The organism is Novosphingobium sp. ERN07, assembly GCF_012641335.1.
Taxonomy (GTDB): domain Bacteria; phylum Pseudomonadota; class Alphaproteobacteria; order Sphingomonadales; family Sphingomonadaceae; genus Novosphingobium.
In genome coordinates, this window is record NZ_JABAID010000058.1 from 1 (window position 1) to 1,346 (window position 1,346).

The 1,346-nt window shown below is 60.8% G+C and carries 1 protein-coding gene; it reads left to right on the forward strand.

What is annotated here, in order from left to right; all coding sequences use genetic code 11:
- A partial coding sequence (locus HGI47_RS22060) for a Calx-beta domain-containing protein (RefSeq protein ID WP_305081021.1) occupies positions 1-1,346 on the forward strand: 1,346 nt, incomplete at both ends.

Below are 1,346 nucleotides of genomic sequence, written 5' to 3' on the forward strand. Positions count from 1 at the left end.
AGGTCGTCGGCTTCATCGACGTTCCCGTTACCGGCGACAGAACCATCGAAGCCACCGAAACCTTCTTCCTCAAGATCACTCCGCCTGCCGCAGCACCTTCAACCGCAGGCACCGTCGGCATCGCAACGATCCTCAACGACGATGCGACCGTCAACCAACCCGCCATCTCCGTCAGCAGCTATGCCGTGGCCGAAGGCGAACGCATCGCCTTCACCGTAACCCTGGACCAGCCGTCAGCGGGCTCGGTCGCTGTCAGCTACCGTCTGCTTTCAGGCCCGGGTTACGGCACATTGAGCGACGGAGAGACCTCGACGGACTTCAACCGCACCGGCACGTTGACGTTCGCACCCGGACAGACGACGGCGACGTTGCAGTTCTCGGCTTTCGGCGACAGTCTCGATGAGATCGACGAGAGCCTGACGCTTGAACTGTTCAACCCGCAGAATGCCGAACTCTCTAGCTCCGCACGATCACTCTTTGTCTCGGGCATCGTGCTTGATGAAGATGGCCTCGGCAACAACGTCGCCATCGCAGGCACTGGCACAGTCGTACATGAATCTCTGCAGCCGACCAATCAGATCGTGTTCGAGGTGCGGTTGACACAACCCTTTGCCACACAATTGCAGGTAAACTACGCCACGGCGGACGGTTCCGCCACGGCAGGTCAGGATTATGTCGCTGTCACCGGAACGCTGACTTTTGCTCCGGGACAGACAGTAGCCTACGTTCCCGTAACAGTGCTCGGCGACACCCGCGTCGAGGGAGACGAGACTTTAAGCCTGGTCCTCACGCCAACGAGCCTCGCGCTCGGGCCGTCAAGCCTCAACGTCCAGGCGATTATCGCCGACAACGACTACAGCGGCTCGAACGTCACCGGGACGGCGTTGAACGATTATCTTTTGGGCACGAATGGCAACGACACACTGTCCGGGCTCGGCGGGAACGACACGCTTGTCGGTCTTGCTGGCGGTGACGTTCTGAACGGCGGAGCTGGAAACGATCAGCTTGATGGCGGGCGCGGTGGTGATCGTGCCATCTTCGCGGCAACCCGCGCGCAGTCTACCATAACGGTGGGCACGAATGCGCTGACCGTAACCTCGGCGCAGGATGGCACGGACACGCTGGTGCGGGTCGAACAACTTCAGTTCTCCGAAGGGCTTTATTCGTTCACGTTCCGCGCGCCGGGTGCGGCGGTTATTGCCAACTTCAATCCGGCGTCTGGGTGGACCACGCAGGATCTGTTCCCACGCCATGTTGCCGATGTTAACGGCGATGGATTTGCCGATGTGGTGGGCTTCGGCTTTTCGGGCGTGCTCGTCTCGTTCGGATCGGCGAGCGGCAGCTTC